The organism is bacterium (genome assembly GCA_023382385.1).
Classification (GTDB): Bacteria; Electryoneota; RPQS01; order RPQS01; family RPQS01; genus JABWCQ01.
Genome location: JAHDVH010000002.1, coordinates 744763 through 763071 on the forward strand (window position 1 = coordinate 744763; position 18309 = coordinate 763071).

Sequence of the window (18309 nt, forward strand, 5' to 3'; positions counted from 1 at the left end):
ATCAAAATCCCTACCTTTCAGCTTGACCCGCAGCCTCCCGAAGCCATCACGCAGGCCCCCATCGCATGCTTTCCTCGCTTGACTGGACCATTATCATCGGATATAATCTCCTGAGCCTTGCGGTCGGCATTGCGATGACGCGCCGTGCGCACCGGTCCACCGAGGAGTATTTTCTGGCCGGCCGGGCGTTGCCATGGTGGATTGCGGGGACCTCGATGGTGGCCACAAGTTTCAGCTGCGACACTCCATTATATGTAACCAAACTGGTGCGCACAATCGGCATCTACGAGAACTGGCAGTGGTGGTGCTTCGGGATCGGCTCGCTGTTCTCGGCATTCTTTCTGGCTCCCTTGTGGAGGCGCGCCAAGGTTTTGACCGACGTGGAGTTGACAGAGCTGCGCTATGGGCACACCCCGATCACGCGCGGCCTCCGCGGGTTTCGCGCGCTCTGGCTCGCACTGCCGATTAATGTCATTGCTATGGGCTGGGTATTTCTGGCACTTGCGAAAATCATGAACGCGGCCATCGGCTGGGACAAGGTTGAGACGATTGCGCTGTTTGCAGGGCTGGCCTTTGTCTATACAATGCTCTCGGGACTCTGGGGCGTCGCACTAACCGATATGGTGCAGTATATCCTTGCGCAGATTGGCGCGATCGCCTTCGCGGTGTTTGCCGTGCGCGAGGTCGGCGGTCTTGCGGTCTTGCACACGACTCTGATTGAGCGCGGCGAAGCGGCCAAACTCGCACTGGTTCCCGACCCGGGCACCTCGGCGCTGGCGTCTGCGGATTTCTGGACGCCTGCGTTCCTGGGTTTTCTCGTGTATTCTGGTGTCACTTGGTGGGCCAACGTCAACAGCGACGGCGGCGGCAAAATCATTCAAAGACAAAACGCGTGCAAGAACGAGCAGCATGCGTTTCTCGCCACATTGTGGTATAGCCTCACAAATCTGGCCTTTCGCACGTGGCCGTGGGTGCTCGTCGCACTCTGCACTCTCATTGCCTATCCTGTGCTCGATGATCACGAAATGGCCTATCCCAAATTGATGATGGAGGTCATGCCCTCGGGCTGGCTGGGGCTGATGGTCGCGTCGCTGCTGGCCGCATTTATGAGCACGGTTTCGACGCAGTTGAATTGGGGTGCGAGCTATCTGGTGCATGACTTTTACCGGCACTTTGTGGTCAAGGGCCGCGATGATAAGCACTATTTGCGTGCGGGGAAATTCGCTACGGTGCTGGTGTTGATTGCCTCGGGACTTGCAGCTTACTTTACCACGAGCGTCACCGAGGCCTTCAAGTTTGTCATCGCTTTCGGCGCGGGAACCGGACCCGTGTATATACTGAGATGGTTCTGGTGGCGCATCAACGCATGGAGCGAAATCTCCGCGATGATTGCCTCGAGCGTGATTACGGTCGCGCTCTTCAGCGCGGGGCCGATCTATTTCGGGTTGAAGCTCTTGATCATTACCTTCGGCTCAATGGCGATTTGGCTTACGGCAACCTTCCTGACGAAACCCGCCCCGATGGGCCAACTGATAGAGTTTTATCGCCGCACGTCGCCGCCGGGCTTCTGGGGTCCTGTCGCGCAGCATTGCCGCGAGCACGGCTTGCTGCTGCCGAAAACCCTGTCATTGAAAACTCCCGCGCGCGGATTTGTGTGGGGCTTTCTGTTCGTTTTCGGAATGACACTTGGGCTGGGTTATCTTCTGATGCTCAACACTCTCGGGGCCGTAGTGTGGTTCGTGCTGATGATCGCAGGCTTCTGGGGGCTGAGGAAAGACGGGTATTTGAGAACATCATGACCGACCTCCTTGCTCCCACGCGCAAACAAGTTGCCGAATGGGCAAAACTTTCGCAGAAGAAGTTTCGCCGCGAATCGGGCCTGTTCCTGATTGAGGGCGAAGTTTGTGTGCGCGAAGCGCTCGCTGCGAAGGCGGTGGACTGTCTGATCGTGCTGACTGGAGAGGAGGAACGCTGGGAGGACATCTCGCGTGCGCATCCGAAGACTCTCTCGTATAAACTGAATACGGACGCGTTTCGCCGTGTTTCGCAGGTTGAAGCCGCGCAGGGGATAGCGGCCATCGGCAAGCAATTCAAACTGCGTCCACGCGCGAGCGGCGTCACTCTACTCTGTGAACAGGTCAGCGATCCGGGCAACTGCGGCGCGCTTCTGCGCGTGGCGGACTTCTTCGGCGTTTCGGAACTGATTCTCGGATCAGGGTCAGCAGATGTATGGAATGAGAAAGTCGTGCGCGGCTCGATGGGCTCGCTGTTTCATCAACCGGTTCGCGAAGTCGCGGATCTGGCCGGGTTCATCAGGAAATGGAAAGGCGACTCGCTCGCACTCGTCGCACACGGCGGAACCGAGATCAACGCGCCATATGAATACAAGTCCCCAAGACTGTTGGTGTTGGGCAATGAAACGCGCGGGCTGTCGCCGGAACTTGAGAAGCTTTGCACACACCGACTAACCCTGAAGCCTCGTGGACAGGCCGAGAGTTTGAATCTCGTCACAGCGGCAGCCGTGTTCTGTTATGCGCTGAGTTAGTTCCACAGTCATCACTATTACTCTACTCTCTTCGATGCTCTCCGTCTCTATTGGCCTACTCTGGAATGAACCCGAAATCGCTGGCACGCTGAACGGCAGCTTTTCGGCGCAATGTTTCACCGATTGCAATCGCTGGCTGGACTTGCCGGACGTGTCGGGGGAATTGCGAGCGCGTGAAGGGCGTTCGCAGCCACAGCCATTGCGGTGGGCAATCAGGTTGGGAGAGTGCTTCACGCAAACGGATGCGGAACGACTCCTCGCAAAAGTGGAAAGCGCGGAACTGAGTGCGCGTGGCGAGATACTCGAAGCGGGAATGCAGTGGGAGACACGACTTGGCATGCTCGACAATCGCGTCTGGTGGCCCGTCATCAGACTGGATTCGCGCGACGATACGCGGGATGTGATGACAGAATTGCGCGCGTTTCAGGCGATCGGCCTGACGCTCGTTCGATTGACGCGGCCGGAAATGAAGACGCGCGTTGCGCTGACGCTCGGTGACTTCTCGAGTGACTGCGTTCGCCTGAAGCTGACTCCGCGCAGCGCGTCTGCGACCTTCACCCTCAATCATGTGCCGATCGGACGGGGCTTTCATTGGGAACGCCGCGAACCGCTGACCTATCGAGGTGAGTTGGAACTCTTCGCAACGCCGGACGGCGGACTTAGCGCCGCGAATCGCCTGCCGCTCGAGCAATATGTCGAAACGGCTGTTGGCAGCGAGATGCGTCATGATTTGCCGGCGGCATTTTCACAGGCGCAAGCCGTAGCCGCGCGTTCGACGGTGCTTGCGACCGCAAACCGTCATCACTACAGCGACGGTTTTGATTTATGTCACGATGATCATTGTCAATGTTATCAGGGGACGATCCGCGAAGCGAACGCAGTCATCGAGCCGATTCGTGCAACCAGCGGCGCGGTGCTCATCTATTCCAATCGAGTTGCCGACGCGCGCTATGCAAAATCGTGCGGCGGCGTGAGTGACTATTACAGTGAAGTATGGGGTGAAGCCGAACCGGGCTATTTTGCTGTTCGGCCCTGCGGAGAATTTCCGTTGCCGGACTTGAGCGATGAGACAAACGTGGAAGAGTTCTTGTTCGCGCCGCCGCACGCCTATTGCAATCCGGATGACTATCCCTATCCGCATCCATGGAATGAAGATAAGTTGTTTCGTTGGACGCGTGAATATAGTAAGCCTGCGCTCGGTGAGCTTTTCGCACGGAAAACAGGTATTTCTGTTGGCGCAATTCGAACGCTTCACGTGGAACATCGCAGCCCGTCCGGACGTATCACCATCCTTGAAGTGCACGGAGATGCGGGCCATGCAACGCTTTACGGAGAATTGGAAATTCGTCGCGCGCTTTCCGACTCGCATTTGCCGTCCTCCTGCTTCGTTGCGAAAGTTTCCGAAGAAACAATTACATTGCACGGCGGAGGCTGGGGACACGGCGTCGGATTATGCCAGTTAGGCGCGGTGGCCATGGCTAAAGCCGGTTGGACTGTCGAGAAGATTCTTGCCCATTACTACCCAAACACGCAACTTCAGAAGATTTAGTCCGAACACATGAATACCGCACTCGTCATAGCCTTTGTCGGTGCGCTGGTGTTTCTGGCGCATCTGTTTGTAGGGCTGTTCCGTCGCACTCGTGTGCCGGATGTGCTCTTGTTGACGGTAATCGGGCTGGTCATCGGGCCGTGGCTGAAGATCGTTTCAGTGGATGACTTTGGGAATGTCGGTCCGGTCTTCACGGTTGTTGCGCTGATCGTGATGCTGTTTGAAGGCGGCATCGGGATGCATCTGCACGACTTGCGGCGCTCGCTGCGTGGAGCAACGAACCTCACGTTTGCGGCCTTTCTGACCAGCATGACCGTTGCCTCGCTGTGCGGAATCTTCTGGATGAAACTCGGGATTCTGGAAGGAATCATGTTTGGATCCATCGTGGCGGGAACGGCGTCCGCGGTGGTGATTCCGCTGGCACGCAGTTTGGACCTGCATCAGGAGACGCGAGCGATGCTCGTGCTCGAGTCAGCTTTGACGGACGTGCTCTGCATCGTTGTGATGCTTGGAATTCTGAAGGCTTACAGCACAGGCGCGGTGAATCCGGTGGAGATTATCCTGCGCATCGCTTTGGGTTTCGGGCCGTCAATCATCTTCGGCGTCATCGCGGGAGTCGTCTGGTCCTATCTGCTGAGCTGGACACGGGAGATTCACAACTCGATATTCATGACACCCGCCTTCGTGTTTGTGGTATACGGCTTAGCGGAACTCGCTCAAATGTCCGGCGCGATTTCCGCGCTGGCGTTTGGTGTGACGCTTGGGAACATCGAAGGGCTCAAGCTTGGGTGGCTCACAAAGCGGCTGCCCTCAGAGCCGATTGCGCTGACCGAGAAGGAGAAGAGTTTCTTCAGCGATGTCGTTTTCTTGGTCAAGACCTTCTTCTTTGTATACATTGGCTTGGCGATACGATTTGATAATTTCGAACACACCTTGATCGGGGCTGGCCTCACCGTATTGATCTTTGTTGTCCGTCTGCCTGTGGTTCGGATAGTAGCGCCGAAAACGATGGTTCCGCATGACGCGGCCTTAGTGAGCACAATGGCACCACGCGGGCTGGCCGCCGCTGCGCTTGCTTCCATTCCGCTGCAGGCGGGAGTCCCCGGCGGTGAAATGATTCAGAATGTGGTGTATTCGCTCGTGCTGAGCAGCATTTTGCTGAACGCGGTGATGGTGCTGCTCGTCGAACGCACCCCCTTCGGGAAAGTTCTTGATTGGATCTTTACGACGCGGGCAAACAAATCGGTAGGAAACACTCAGCCCGGTCCATAATTCAGCGGCCGACACGCTGTTTCACATGATAGACACACACTGCCATCTCTATTACGAACATTTCGCCGACGATCTTGATGATGTGCTGGCGCGCGCACGCGCCGCAGGCGTGTCTCGCGCCATCACCATCGCTGTCGATCGCGAAACAGGCGAACAGTGCCTCGACATTGTGAATCGTTTTCCCGGACAGGTCTACTGCGCGATTGGAGTTCATCCAAGCGAAACGGACCGGATCTTCGAACCGGATCTCGATTGGATTGAGGCAGCGGTCGGAGATCCTGCAGTGGTTGCGGTCGGTGAAATCGGACTTGACATCTATCGCGGTGAGACAAATTTACGAGAGCAGGAGTTGCTTTTCGAACGCATGCTCGATCTGGCGAAGCGCGTGAGCCTGCCGGTAGTGATTCATCACCGCTCTGCGGGCACCCGCACCATTGAGATGGTCGAGGCAGCAGGTATGGAGCGTGGCGTTTTCCATTGTTTTTCTGAAGATTACACATATGCGCGACGTGTGCTTGATCAGGGACTTCTGATTTCGTTTACAGGAAATATTACCTACAAGAACTCCGCGCTGCCGGAGCTTGCGAGACGCCTTCCACTCGATAAACTACTGCTGGAAACGGATGCTCCGTTCATGGCTCCTGTTCCTTTTAGAGGGAAACGGGCTGAACCTGCGCACGTGCGAGAAATAGCCATAAAACTGTCAGAAATACATGGGGTTACACTGGAAACAGTCATTCGACAGACTACACAGACCGCAGAAGAGCTGTTTTTCCGGGATCCGAGAGTCAGAATTGGGACATAGAGGCCCCACTTGGAGGCATCGAGCGTTGCAGACCCGCAACCTGCGGTGAAGCACATGAAAAACTCCACCGAGTCAGTCAAACAGGCATTTTTAGTTAATAATATTACTACACTTAACATTAGCGGAATTAAGAGTCGACCATTAGACTAAGTCCCTCAAAAAATTTCATTTCGTCGCAAAATGGTTGACATGAACAAGTGAAGGCGAGTATATTAAGCACAGTAATTGGAAACCAAGGAAGGTTCAGAGGGCGGAATGCGTCCTCTGGGCAACGTCAATTGACCATAGCAGAGAGGTGCGGGATGAAGAAAATGAGATTTGTTTTGATGTGTATGATGGCGATGCTTTTCGCGAGCAACGCCCTCGCTTTGGATGTTGCGACACTGGCTTTCGATGAAGAAAACCAGAAAATGCACTTGATCTTCAGCGATGCGACGCCGTTTAACGCGATCGTTTCGTTCGTTCACCTGCCGGCCGCCTGTGGCATGCCGCAGCGTTATGACGAAGAAACCAATCAGTACATTGACGGTATCGTGGCTGAGAATCAGACGTTCCACTGGTGCGAATTGGACATGTACGTCGGCGAACTGCCGCAGTACACGCCCGTTTCGGTCGGTGCGAACATTGAGATCTACTCTGCGGACTGGAGCCAGTTGGTTGAGACCATTGACATTTTTGACTGGAACCAGCTTCAGACTCCGAACGGCGTCACGCTTGAGTACATGAACGACGGCTGCACCCCGGTGCTTCCGGCCTCGATTCCCATTAACTCGTCTTTCTGCGCGACCATTTGCCACGGTACGTACACGATTCCCATCGAGTGCGAAGACCCGGGCTACACGCCGCAGACGCTCGAAGTGACCGTTTCGAACCGCTGCCATCCGGACGAAACCGAATGTGACAATCCGGACTGCGCCGGCGTTGACTGGTCGCTGTTCAATTGGAATATTCGCGTCTTCCCGAATTGCTTCCTGTTCTTGACGATGTCTTACTGCGGCTACGATCCGGGCTGCATTTGCATCTGGCGTTCGGACTTCATTCTTCCGGTTGAGATCAACGGCTTCAGCGCTGTGGCCGGAGACCGTCAGGTCCGCCTGAACTGGAGCACCTCGAGCGAAAGCGAACTGAAGAACTTCCGCGTGACCCGCAGCACCGATCGCGATGGCGTCTATGCTGAGATCTCGCGCACCAACGCGACCAACAGCGCGGCTGGTTTTAGCTACAACTTCGTTGACAATCAGGTTCAGAACGGCACGACGTATTATTACAAGCTGCACGTCGAAGACCTGAGCGGCAATGTTTCCGTGTATAACATCGACGGTCAGTCCGTTGTGGTTGAAGCTACCCCGACAGCGGGAGCCGAAATTGCCACTGAGTATGTGCTTGCTCAGAACTACCCGAACCCGTTCAACTCGCAGACCAACTTCAACTTCACGTTGCCGATCGCTTCCGACGTCACGCTGAAGGTTTATGACATGTTGGGCCGCGAAGTTGCCACGGTTGCCAAGGGTGCGATGGAAGCTGGTTCACACACCGTGAACTGGTCTGCCGAAGGTCTCGCGACGGGTGTCTACATGTACACCTTGACGGCTGGCGAGTTTTCGCAGTCCAAGAAGCTTGTATATCTGAAGTAAGCCAGCAGGCGTTCAGCCTCTCTCTCTCAGAAAACGACGGATGACTAAAAACCACGGAGATTGACCGCATGAAGAAAATAATTGCTACCATGATGGTGCTGGCCGCACTGATGATAGCCTTACCGACAACGGTGCAGGCCCAGTGTGTACCCAGCTACCCGGCGGAATTGCAGTTGGGCCAGTCCGCCTGCATTCAGCTTTGCGCATTTCAACTAATCAACTTCTTCCTGGTCGGCGCCGACCTTGACGAAGCTGGTGTTCCCGTAATCAGTGCACTGCCGGGCTGCAGCCCGACCGCCACACCGTGTGATGTTCCCAATTGCACAGCGATCGTGCCCCCGACGTTTTTCACGCTGGGTGGTGGAATCTTCTTCCCGAGTCCCAATGACTGGGGCGGATACAGCGAATGCATGGAAATTGCCTATCGCTGGAACCACGACGGATTCTGGGAAATTGAAATCTTCCCGCTCTGCACGGGTTGCTTCTGCCTGAGCTTTGATGATCAGTTGGCCGCGGAGCTTTCGAGCTTCGGCGCTGTTGCCGGTGATAATCAGGTGACCGTGAACTGGACGACCGCGAGCGAGACCAATATGGATCGCTTCGACGTTCTGCGCAACGGTGCGAAGGTCCATCAGGCCTCCGCTACCAACAGCGCCACGGGCCACAGCTATTCGTGGGTTGATGGTGATGTCCTGAACGGCACCACCTATCGCTACACGCTGGTTGGTGTGGACCTGAACGGACATTCCGAAGAGTATGCCAGCGTCAATGCGACGCCGGGCGTTCAGGGTGTTGTCAGCGATTACGCACTGTTCCAGAACTACCCGAACCCGTTCAACCCCGAGACCAACATCAGCTTCTCGCTGCCTGTGGCCTCGAACGTCAGCCTGCGCGTTTTCAACCTGCTCGGTCAGGAAGTGGCCCTGCTGGTGAATGGCGCACAGGAAGCCGGAACACATGTGGTGAAGTTTGATGGCACGAATTTGACGAGCGGTGTATACATCTATCGTCTCGAAGCTGAAGGCTTCAGTGCCACGCGCAAGATGATTCTGATGAAGTAAATCCCCCACCTCCATTAGAATAAGAAAGCCCCTCGGTGTCATGCCGAGGGGCTTTTCGATACTCTAAGCCAGCGGCCGATTAATTCTCGCGCTGAATCTCCACCGACTCGATGGCCATATTCAGAGGCAACGTCATCAGTATTCGCAGAATATGCTCATTCAGTCTTGTGCCCGCTCCGACAATCTTCACTCCGGTTCGGCCCCAGATGTCTTCAGCGAGGATCATGCCTTCATGCAGGTCCGACAACCGCACACGGCGCGTCGCTCTTCCATTCTTCTGCGGTGACGTTGCAAGGGTCGCATAGTTTTCCACCAATCCGACCAGCATCGGATCATAGAGCGAGCCTCTGCCGCGGCCCAGTATGTGCACGACTTCCTCGCGTCCCCGCACTCCGGCATCGCTGGCAATCATCTCAAATGCGCTTGCCACGCGGAGGATTCGCGAGCCGAGTGGAATCTGATGCGCGCCCAATCGCATCATTCCGGAGCCGTCAAAGTTTTCCAGCTGATTCTCGACCACCTTAGCCGCACCGGCAAACATCGGGAACTGCTTCAGCACGCGCGCTCCCAATGTCGGATATTGATCATATAACGCCTGATCATCGGGCGAGCGCTCATTACGTGCGGCGAATAGAATTTCATCCGGCAATCCGAGTTTGCCGATTTCCCGCATTCTTGCCGCGAGTGAAAGAGTATTCAGTTCTTCGCCACCCATCCCGAGATGTGAGGCGATCCAGAGGCAAGCTTGCAGCACGCGTTCCGCACGCTCCTTGTAATCAGGTATTCTCAGCGACAACAGATGTTCGATCATCTGTGCGAAATCTTCCGCGGAATGCCTGAGCCATGTTCCCAGGCCGTTCGTGGATTGTCCCGCAGGTAATGCACTGAGCACGGCGGGGCTGGAGACGACCTGCAGGATAGCACGCAGATCGAGCATTGAAATCGCCGCGGTGACATTGCAAATCGTTCTCTCGGAAGGTCCCGTGCCAAATCCAACCACAGGAAGCATCAGAGTCGCCACTCGGTCGAGTGCGATCTGTGCTTCGTGATCCAGCGGCGCGCCGATGATGACTGCGGTTGGATCAAACTGTTTTATGGAGAGATCCGGTTCATGACCGCGTCGAATTGATCGCACATCCGCCGCTTGCAGGATGACATCCGGCGGGCGTTTCTCCTCTGGACCCAGCAGGTAGACGACGCGAGCGTAAAAGCTGGAACTCACTACTCACCCCCTTTGCCCGAGGCGAACAGCGAAACTCTGTTTCGCTTCGTTTTTCCGCCGTCCGGACCTTGCTGCTCGCTGAGTGTTTCCGTATCTTGAACACCGGTGAAACTGAGTTTGCCCAGCGCAATGTCCATCCCCTGATTCGACACGAGCAGCAGCGAGATACGGCGATTGCGCGGATCCATCGGATCTTCGTATTTTGGTCGACGGTCGGCATAGCCGCGCACCATCAGCACCTGATCGGACGGCAATCCTGAAAGTTCCATGACTCGGCGGGCTTCATTTGCGCGCTGAGTCGAGAGTTCCCAGTTACTCATTCCGCTGCCGCTCGCAAACTGCTTGGCGTCCGTGTGACCTTCAAGGATCAGTTTGTTCGGCAGCTTCCCGTATTCATGCGCCAAAGCCTGAAGCGCATTGATCAACTTTGGAGAAAGCTTCGCGCTGCCGGATTCGAAGAGCGGTTCTTTGTCGCCCTCTGTAATTTCCAATCTCAGACCTTCGTGCGTCACTTCAATGGTAATCTGCCCTTCGAGTGCCTGCAGCGCTTCGGTCTCGTCAATGAGTTCCTGCAGCTTTTCGGCCTCATTCTCGAGAGCGGGATCCGGCATCGCGTGGCTTTGAGTGACGGCGGGAAGTTTGATAATCGACTTTCCGGGTGCGTTGCTGATGGCTTGATTGGGCCCTGCGCCGAGCAGCGCCTTGCCGGTCGGATCGCGGAAGTATCCGCCGACGCCGCGCTTAATATCTTCCGACTGACCGAGAATCCAAAGCACAATGAAAAGCGCCATCATCGCCGTCACGAAGTCAGCAAAGGCCACCTTCCACGCGCCACCGTGGTGGCCGTGCGCGTGTCCTTTCTTGACAATTCGTATGATTGGTGGTTCGTTGTACTCGGCCATGATGACTCAGGCTATGCGTTCGCCTTTTTTGCTTCCTTGAGCATTTTTTCCGTTTCTTCGAAGCTCGGACGATCCGCGTGGAAGATTGCGCGGCGCGCAAACTCGACGGATACGGAAGGCGCCATTCCCTTAGCGAAAGCGCTGATGCCCGCCTTGATGACATGGAGCATGCGCGCGTCATTTCGATTTCGCGCTTCAAGATTCGAAGCCATCGGAGAGAAGAATCCGTAGGCCATCAGCACGCCCATGAACGTTCCTACGAGTGCCGCAGCAACGTGTTTACCTACTACTGCGGGGTCTCCGTCGATGTGGCCCATCGTAATGATGATACCCAGGACTGCTGCGACGATTCCGAGTCCCGGCAGAGCGTCGGCAACTTTCGCGATTACGTTGGCGGTTATTCCCGCTTCCTCATGATGTGAGTCAATTTCGGCGTCCATCAGCATTTCAATCTCGTGCGGCGGCACCGAACCCGCGAGGAACAGCTTGATCGTGTCGCATAGGTAGGCCAGCGCCGCGTGGTTGTGCGTGACCATCGGATACTTCTCGAAAATCTTGCTGACGTGCGGGTCGTTAACGTGTGACTCCAGCGCGATGATGCCGTCTTTGCGGGCCATTTGAAACAGCTCGTTGAGCAAAAGCAGCGTCTGCGTGTAGGCTTCCTTCGACGGCCCAGACTTGCCTGTCATGATCCCGATAGCGTCGCTGATGAGCTTCTTCAGTGTCGCCACGGGCACCGAAATCAGCAGGCCGCCGATGGCCGCGCCGAAGATCACGACAAGCTCAGCAGGCTGATACAATACGCCAAGATCGCCGCCGGCCATCAAAAAGCCGCCGATGACCCCGCCAATCACCACCAGTAATCCAACTATTGCCATAGCGTCTTTAGATCAACGTTCAAGTTGCAAGCATTGAGGTCTTTTTATTCGGAGTTCTACTTCGCAAGGGATGTGCCCCACTACAACTGCCCCTCGTAAGTCAGCATAGAGTCCATATCGTGTCTTCAGTAGGCAACAGTTCAAACACTCTTTTTACGGGTCAGCTTCCTTCATTGGAGGCGCATTTGCCCGTGCGCATTCGCGAACTTCAGGGCGAAGACCCGTTCGCGGAAGTCTGGGTGATTATCCCCAATCAACTGACGCGCTTGCACCTGCGCCGCCGAGTTGCGGAAAGTCTCGGTGTCGTGGCAAATTTGCGTTTCATAACCGTGCACGAACTTGCCCGCACACTTGCGGAACCGATCACGATGCGCGATGGCTGGCGGACGCTCGGCGAAGCGGCCGTGGACCCGCTGTTGACGCAGATTGTAAGTCGCCTCAAACCCTCCCTCGGTTATGTCGCAGATATCAGCACTACTCCCGGCTTTCGGCGGGCACTGCTGCGCACGCGGCAGGAGCTTATACTGCACGAAGTGTCCCCGCATCGTCTTCTTTCAGTGACGCGTGAGGAACATGATCAAGACAGAAAGCTTCGAGATCTTGCGGAACTGCTCATAGCAATTGATACAGAGCTTGATCGACTCCGCTGGCATGATTCTCCGGGACTGCTTCGTTTGGCGGCGGAGGCAACCCGGGACGGAAAGCTTAAACTTCCGCCGATCATTTTCTACGCGCTGTACGACCTGCCCCCGCTTGCGCGCCGCGTGCTTGCACGAAGTTTCATTGCAACTCATGTGACGGGCTACTTGACGTTTGACAAGGAAAGTGCGGAGTATGAGTTCACACGCGGTCTTTACGAGTGGTTTCTTGCCCACGAATTCTCGCACTTGACTCTCCCGAGTGCAGACCTTCAGCAGCAGCACTACTTCATTTCGGCACCTGACAACACTCGCGCAGCTTCTGAAGTTGTAAGAAGCGTGCTAATGCCCGCTGAGGACTGTGACGGTGAAATCGGAATAGTGCTTCAGCAGAGATCGGGAGCCTTTACTGGCGCACTGCGCAGTCGCTGTCGCGAGGCTGGACTCGCGCCGTTCATTTATGAAGCACAAACTTTGGGAGATACGGCCGCAGGTCGTGGACTGCGTGCATTCAGCAGACTTCTTGGAACGGAATTCGCGATCGAGGACGTCACGGAATATCTTCTAACCGCACCGTTCCAATCCGGATATGCCGGATTAGCGGGGGAATGGGTTCGATTAGCCCAGGAGGCGATGATCGTTGACGGCGCGGAGGAGTGGCAGGCTCGACTTACCCGCTTGCGCGACCAGCTCGGTTATCGCGTGGAACGTCTTGCTCAGATTGAAGACGAGAATGAAGAAACACTTGCGGTTTTGCAGCAGGCAATTTCAAATGTGGATCAGCTGAAAGCCTTCCTTCAGGAGTTGTTCACGGTTGCACAAAATGTCGTCAATGCGGCGAGTTGGCAGGAGGCAATCAATAGTCTGTGGTCCTACTACTCGCAAGTGACAGTGGTCAACGATGAATTCTCGGATATCGTGCTGCAGCTGAGTCAGGCAAGCCTGCTGGACACCGCCGGGATTCCTATCTCAGCCACTGGATTGCGCGAGTTCATGGAAATCACGCTCTCCACGCCGGGTTCGCGCACAGGAAGATTCCTGCAGAACCGTCCGGTCATAGCCACTCGGGAGCAATGCTACGGCGTAACGTTTGCGTCCTTGCATTTACCGGGCTGCAATGAAGGAACGTTGCCGAGAATAGATTCGCAGGATCCCTTACTGCTCGATTCAGACCGAATGACTTTGAACAAGAGCTTGAACTGCGCGTTGCCCCTCAGGCGCGACTGGCAGGCACGCGAGCGGTTCTGGTTTTCTGTCTTGAGGGAATCCGCACAGCAGATTTATTACTATACCTCCCGCGCCGATGACGAAGGTCGCCCCCAGCTTGTTTCGCCCTACCTTTCGGAACTGATGGAACAACAATGTCGTGGTGACAACGATACTCGCACGCTCGACGAGATCTTCAAGGATCATCCGCTTTGTCGCTATGCTGCGGCACACCCGCTCGCAGGCCCGCCGGAACAAGCAATCAGCGCGATGGAGTATCATCGCAGATCACTCTCCCGGGCCATCGAACAACACTCTACCCACGCACTTGATCAGCTTTGGAACATTTCGGATTTCAGCCGCGCATTTGACGCTGAATACAAACGTTTCTCAGCTTCGGAATTCTCACAATTTGAAGGGCGATTTACTGACAGCGAAGTGCTGCGCAACATAGCCGAGAAATACGATGCGTCACGACCAGTATCTGTGACTGCGCTTGAGGACTATTGGAAGTGTCCGTTTCGTTTCTCCGTGAATCGGGAGCTCGAGGCGTACGCACCGGAAGCCTGCGATCTTCTGCAGCCGGTTAGCGGTCGCGAGCGCGGATCGCTCCTGCATCGCATTCTGCAAAAGTATCATGCCGCGCGAATTGGCAAGCCGTATAGCGAGGAGCACTTCAAGTGGGCAGATTTGCAGCAGCTTGCGGAGCAAACTCTGGCCGACTTCAAGCAAAAGTATCCCGTCGGACCTGCTCACATTTATCAGAGGATGCGCGAAGACTTACTTGAGACGCTTGAGAAATACCATGACCACTTGCTCAGTGTGGAATTCGCATGGCAGGCCGAACATGTCGAGGTTAGCTTCGGGCAAGGAGAAAAACCGTATCCGGATCCACTTCAATTAGTGTCAGAGACCGGCGAACACGCACAATTCAGGGGCCGTATTGACCGTTGGGACGTTGACTCCAGCAAGAGTCAGTGTATGCTGATAGATTATAAGAGCGGCAGAATACAGAAGAACTCACGCGGAACCAGCAGACGCATCCAGCTCGGCATCTATCGCGAGCTCATTGCGCAGAAACACCCGGACTCGACAGTAGAGACCCAATATCTGCACATAAACTCAAGTGAAGTAGTCTCTGCTTATGAAGCTCTTGATGTGGATGCGAAGGAAACGGCGCTGTCGTTATTGCACGACATACGGCGGGGAGTTTTTGTGCCCGATCCCGATGCAGATGACGGCGCGGTGTGCAGGCACTGCAACGTAAAGTTGGCCTGCGGCGCAATGCGTCACAGCAGCAAACCCCTGACCGGGAAGTCAGTTCCCGGCATGCGGGCGATTCGCGACGAGGAAGCGAGGGAGGAGGGTGACGATGAGTGATCAAATCGCGCGCGATCGTGCTGTGTCAGTTCATGACAAGACATTTCTCGTAGAGGCCGGAGCAGGGACAGGAAAGACGACATTGCTGATCGATCGGATATGCTCTCTCGTCGAGAGTGGTGTACCGATAGAAAAGATAATGGCAGTCACCTTCACCGTCAAAGCGGCCGGCCAATTAAAGGAGCGGCTGCGGCTTGCCTTTCAGGAGAAACAGACCTCACCGCACGCACGGAGAGCGCTGCTGGAACTCGATCGCATGGCCGTGAACACGATTCACGGTTTGGCAACGGATATGCTGCGCACGCTTCCCGTCGAGGCAAATCTCCCGCCCGAATTCACGCTGCTTGACGAATTGCAGGCGCAGGCCGCGCAGAGCGAGTTTCTCACCAACTGGCTCAGACGAGCCTTGGACGAGCCTGTGCCGCTCGCACTCGATCTGGCGGAAGACATCGGACTGAAACTGCTCGGAGACAGCAAGAAAAGTCTTGAGAAACTATTCACAACATTGACAGGCATCTCTGATGGACTTGATCGAATAGACGTTGGAGAAGGAAGCGACGCCGTGATCGAGCAGATGACTCAACAAGTCCGATCACTTGCTCAACAGGCACTGTCCTACGCGCCTTACTGTAAGGATCCCGAAGATACGCTTGGGAAGACGATTCAAAGACTTGACCTCTGGATTCGCGCAATGCCGGACGAACTTTACTCGCGCGAGGGCATTCGCTGGTTGTCATCCCATCCGTTATCTGGCCGCAAGGGAAACAAAGCAAAGTGGACAAGTGCAGAAGCTCTCAATGAGTCGCGAGTGATTGTCGAGGCGATCTCTGCGGCTGTTGCCGAATTAATGAGTCTCTTCTCAAGCCGTATCTGCGCGGAGCTGATTCGGTGGTTCGCACCCGCCGTCCGCGAATATCGGGAATCCCTGCGTACTGCGGCGCGCATCGGCTTCGACGATCTCCTGCTGCTCTGCCGCGATATGCTGCGCCGGTCAAAGATTGCACGGCACTATTTCAAATCTCGATTCTCTTATCTGCATATTGACGAGTTTCAGGACACCGATCCGATCCAGGTTGAGATTCTTTACTATCTGGCGGAGGAAGACAACGATTTCGCTCAAGACTGGCAATCGTTGCGGCTAAAGCCCGGTAAGCTGTTCGTGGTTGGTGATCCCAAACAGGCGATCTACGCGTTTCGCGGAGCGGATGTCCGTGTCTATAATCTTGTCGCAGCGTCGATTGAAGAATCCGGGGAAAAGCTCAGTATCACTCGCAACTTTCGCAGTCTCCAGACGATAATTGATGAAGTGAATGGGATGTTTACCCCTCTCATGCTTGGGGATGCGGACGATGCGCCGAGGTATGAACCGCTGGTCGCCACACGCCGGGAGGAGAATGCTCTTCCGGCCGTTGAACTTCTCCTGCCGCACTCCGATTACGAACCCATAGATCAGAATGCCGACAGCGCGGCGAAGGCGGAAGCCCAGGCGATTGCCGCACACATTCGCGCGCTCAGAGATCGCGAAGAGTTGAAGAAGTATGGTGATGCCGCAATTTTGCTCCGCACCGGCACGAAGCTGGAAATACTGTTGGATGCGCTCAGCGCGCGCGATATTCCATTTATTAGTTTCATGAACAGTGCGTTTGCCGGCCGCGTTGAAATAGAGGCGGTGCTTACGGCCCTTGCAGCGATCGCCAACCCGCAGCACACTGTGGCGACAATTGGCGTGCTTCGTTCTCCCTGGTTTGCGCTCTCCGATGACGAGATTTTCGCTCACAAATTTTCCGGCGGAAACTTTATCTACACTGAAGAACAGCCCAAGGATACTTTCGTCGGAACCGCACTCCGCACACTCGCAGAATGGCATCGACAAAGCAAGCGGCTGCCCGTCTCGGAGCTGCTTGAACTCATGCTTTCTGAGCGGCCGGTTGCCATCCACTTCGGCATGAAGTCGGATGGTGTCCAGCGCGTGCAAAACATCGCAACTCTCGTGGATCTGATCCGCAAACTTGAGTCGGGAGGATTGCTGACATTTCAATCCATTGTGGATCGACTGTTCGATATGGAGAAGCTGGTTCAAAGCACAGAACTCGAGGCGATAGATCAGAATCGTGACGCTGTCCAGATCCTGACGCTGCACAAAGCCAAAGGTTTGGAGTTTCCTGTGGTCTACATTTATCGGTTGAACGACGATATCCGCGATCGCGGCGAGTGGCTGCTTCGGAAGTCGCTTACCGAAGCGCCGCATGACCTTGCAGTCACGCTGCAGGGAGATTGGAAAACAAGGAGCTATACGGGCATTCTAAAAGCCGTTCAAGCAGCGCAAAAGAACGAGGAACTTCGCCTCCAGTATGTATGCATGACGCGGGCCAAAGACCGGCTGATTGCGCCGCTCGGGTTTCTGTATGGCAAGGATAAGAAGAACGAGTCGGTTGGAAAGGCTGAGAAGCAGACGGCTCTCTCTTTGTATAAACGCTATTATGACGAGCAAACGGCGCGATTTTCTGCTCAAGACACGCTGGCGGTGGAAACGACTCTTGATCGCGGCGAGCAGCGCGAGCATGCACCCTATCGCCCACGCATGGCGAGTCCGACACAAGTTAACGAAGACTCAACCGCACTGCGCGAATGGAACAATTGGCAGTCGCTGCATGTCGCACGACTGCAAAACCTTGTTGCCGAACCTCGATTGTCTGGCGAAGAGCCTGACCCGCAGCCGGTGGATTGGAACCGAATACGCGCACTGCGCGTTGGAACAGCAGTTCATGCGGTGTTGGAGCAGATGGCGAAGGGGCGAACGGCAGCGAACGCTCTTGCAGTCGCCCGCATGCAGCAAAACCTTGATGAGTCTGAAGTTGAGGAAGTAACGGAACTCGTGAATACCGTCGCGAAGTCCGAACTCTTTACGCAGCAGATTCCGCAAGCTCGCCGTATCTTCACAGAATTGCCGATAACTGAAAGCACCGTCAGAACAGTTCAATCACGTTTCATTGATCTAATCTTCGAGGACGCGCACGGTGCGTGGACGATCTTGGACTACAAAACAGATCAGGTTGCGGAGGAGACGCTGCCAAGACTGGTTGAAGAACATTACAAGCCGCAGGTTAACGGATATGCAGTGCTGATAGAGCGCCTGACCGGAAAACCTCCCGCTCACAAATTACTCTATTTCATCAGGCGGAATCAACTGATCGAGCTGTAACGAAACGCAAGAGGC

At 55.4% G+C, this 18309-nt stretch carries 12 protein-coding genes; 9 read left to right on the top strand and 3 right to left on the bottom strand.

What is annotated here, in order from left to right; genetic code table 11:
* Positions 1-65: 65 nt before the first annotated feature.
* The 7 genes from KJZ99_07505 (at position 66) to KJZ99_07535 (ending at position 8866) form a co-directional block, all read left to right on the top strand.
* Entirely contained in the window at positions 66-1799 is a 1734-nt protein-coding gene (locus KJZ99_07505; GenBank protein MCL4305746.1) for a Na+:solute symporter, read from the top strand.
* Entirely contained in the window at positions 1796-2545 is a 750-nt protein-coding gene (locus tag KJZ99_07510) for an RNA methyltransferase (GenBank protein MCL4305747.1), read from the top strand. Before KJZ99_07505 ends, KJZ99_07510 begins: the two co-directional genes overlap by 4 nt.
* Positions 2546-2579: 34 nt before the next feature.
* The gene (locus KJZ99_07515; GenBank protein ID MCL4305748.1) at positions 2580-4094 is read left to right on the top strand and encodes a SpoIID/LytB domain-containing protein; all 1515 of its coding nucleotides are present in this window, start codon (positions 2580-2582) and stop codon (positions 4092-4094) included.
* A gap of 9 nt (positions 4095-4103) precedes the next feature.
* Positions 4104-5366 carry a cation:proton antiporter gene (locus tag KJZ99_07520; protein MCL4305749.1) on the top strand — a complete coding sequence of 421 codons (1263 nt, stop codon included), beginning with the start codon at positions 4104-4106 and terminating at the stop codon, positions 5364-5366.
* 25 nt (positions 5367-5391) lie between these two features.
* The gene (locus KJZ99_07525) at positions 5392-6171 is read left to right on the top strand and encodes a TatD family hydrolase (GenBank protein MCL4305750.1); all 780 of its coding nucleotides are present in this window, start codon (positions 5392-5394) and stop codon (positions 6169-6171) included.
* Between the two features lie 302 nt (positions 6172-6473).
* Positions 6474-7805 carry a T9SS type A sorting domain-containing protein gene (locus KJZ99_07530; GenBank protein MCL4305751.1) on the top strand — a complete coding sequence of 444 codons (1332 nt, stop codon included), beginning with the start codon at positions 6474-6476 and terminating at the stop codon, positions 7803-7805.
* A 68-nt stretch (positions 7806-7873) separates the two neighbouring features.
* The gene (locus tag KJZ99_07535; GenBank protein ID MCL4305752.1) at positions 7874-8866 is read left to right on the top strand and encodes a T9SS type A sorting domain-containing protein; all 993 of its coding nucleotides are present in this window, start codon (positions 7874-7876) and stop codon (positions 8864-8866) included.
* Positions 8867-8945: 79 nt separating this feature from the next.
* Here KJZ99_07535 and KJZ99_07540 read toward each other — a convergent pair whose 3' ends face one another.
* Genes KJZ99_07540 through motA form a run of 3 tightly spaced genes read right to left on the bottom strand, consistent with a single transcriptional unit; the run spans position 8946 to position 11868 of the window.
* Complete coding sequence (locus KJZ99_07540; GenBank protein ID MCL4305753.1) at positions 8946-10088, bottom strand: hypothetical protein; 1143 nt, start codon at positions 10086-10088, stop codon at positions 8946-8948.
* Positions 10088-10990 carry an OmpA family protein gene (locus tag KJZ99_07545; protein MCL4305754.1) on the bottom strand — a complete coding sequence of 301 codons (903 nt, stop codon included), beginning with the start codon at positions 10988-10990 and terminating at the stop codon, positions 10088-10090. Before KJZ99_07545 ends, KJZ99_07540 begins: the two co-directional genes overlap by 1 nt.
* An 11-nt stretch (positions 10991-11001) precedes the next feature.
* Positions 11002-11868, bottom strand: a complete 867-nt coding sequence (gene motA, locus KJZ99_07550) for a flagellar motor stator protein MotA (GenBank protein MCL4305755.1) — start codon at positions 11866-11868, stop codon at positions 11002-11004.
* Between the two features lie 185 nt (positions 11869-12053).
* On the opposite strand from motA, the gene KJZ99_07555 reads away from it, so the two are divergent.
* Together KJZ99_07555 and KJZ99_07560 are read left to right on the top strand one after the other, a co-directional pair.
* Positions 12054-15092, top strand: coding sequence for a PD-(D/E)XK nuclease family protein (locus tag KJZ99_07555; protein ID MCL4305756.1), 3039 nt, complete (start codon positions 12054-12056; stop codon positions 15090-15092).
* Positions 15085-18294 (top strand): UvrD-helicase domain-containing protein, encoded by a 3210-nt coding sequence (locus KJZ99_07560; protein ID MCL4305757.1) that lies wholly within the window; start codon positions 15085-15087, stop codon positions 18292-18294. The genes KJZ99_07555 and KJZ99_07560 overlap by 8 nt, the downstream gene beginning before the upstream one ends.
* Positions 18295-18309 lie beyond the last annotated feature (15 nt).

Excerpts from the sequence above, each read along its gene's own strand:
- KJZ99_07505 (MCL4305746.1), top strand. The coding sequence starts at position 66 with ATGCTTTCCTCGCTTGACTGGACCATTATCATCGGATATAATCTCCTG.
- KJZ99_07510 (MCL4305747.1), top strand. The coding sequence starts at position 1,796 with ATGACCGACCTCCTTGCTCCCACGCGCAAACAAGTTGCCGAATGGGCA.
- KJZ99_07515 (MCL4305748.1), top strand. The coding sequence starts at position 2,580 with ATGCTCTCCGTCTCTATTGGCCTACTCTGGAATGAACCCGAAATCGCT.
- KJZ99_07520 (MCL4305749.1), top strand. The coding sequence starts at position 4,104 with ATGAATACCGCACTCGTCATAGCCTTTGTCGGTGCGCTGGTGTTTCTG.
- KJZ99_07525 (MCL4305750.1), top strand. The coding sequence starts at position 5,392 with ATGATAGACACACACTGCCATCTCTATTACGAACATTTCGCCGACGAT.
- KJZ99_07530 (MCL4305751.1), top strand. The coding sequence starts at position 6,474 with ATGAAGAAAATGAGATTTGTTTTGATGTGTATGATGGCGATGCTTTTC.
- KJZ99_07535 (MCL4305752.1), top strand. The coding sequence starts at position 7,874 with ATGAAGAAAATAATTGCTACCATGATGGTGCTGGCCGCACTGATGATA.
- KJZ99_07545 (MCL4305754.1), bottom strand. The coding sequence starts at position 10,990 with ATGGCCGAGTACAACGAACCACCAATCATACGAATTGTCAAGAAAGGA.
- motA (MCL4305755.1), bottom strand. The coding sequence starts at position 11,868 with ATGGCAATAGTTGGATTACTGGTGGTGATTGGCGGGGTCATCGGCGGC.
- KJZ99_07560 (MCL4305757.1), top strand. The coding sequence starts at position 15,085 with ATGAGTGATCAAATCGCGCGCGATCGTGCTGTGTCAGTTCATGACAAG.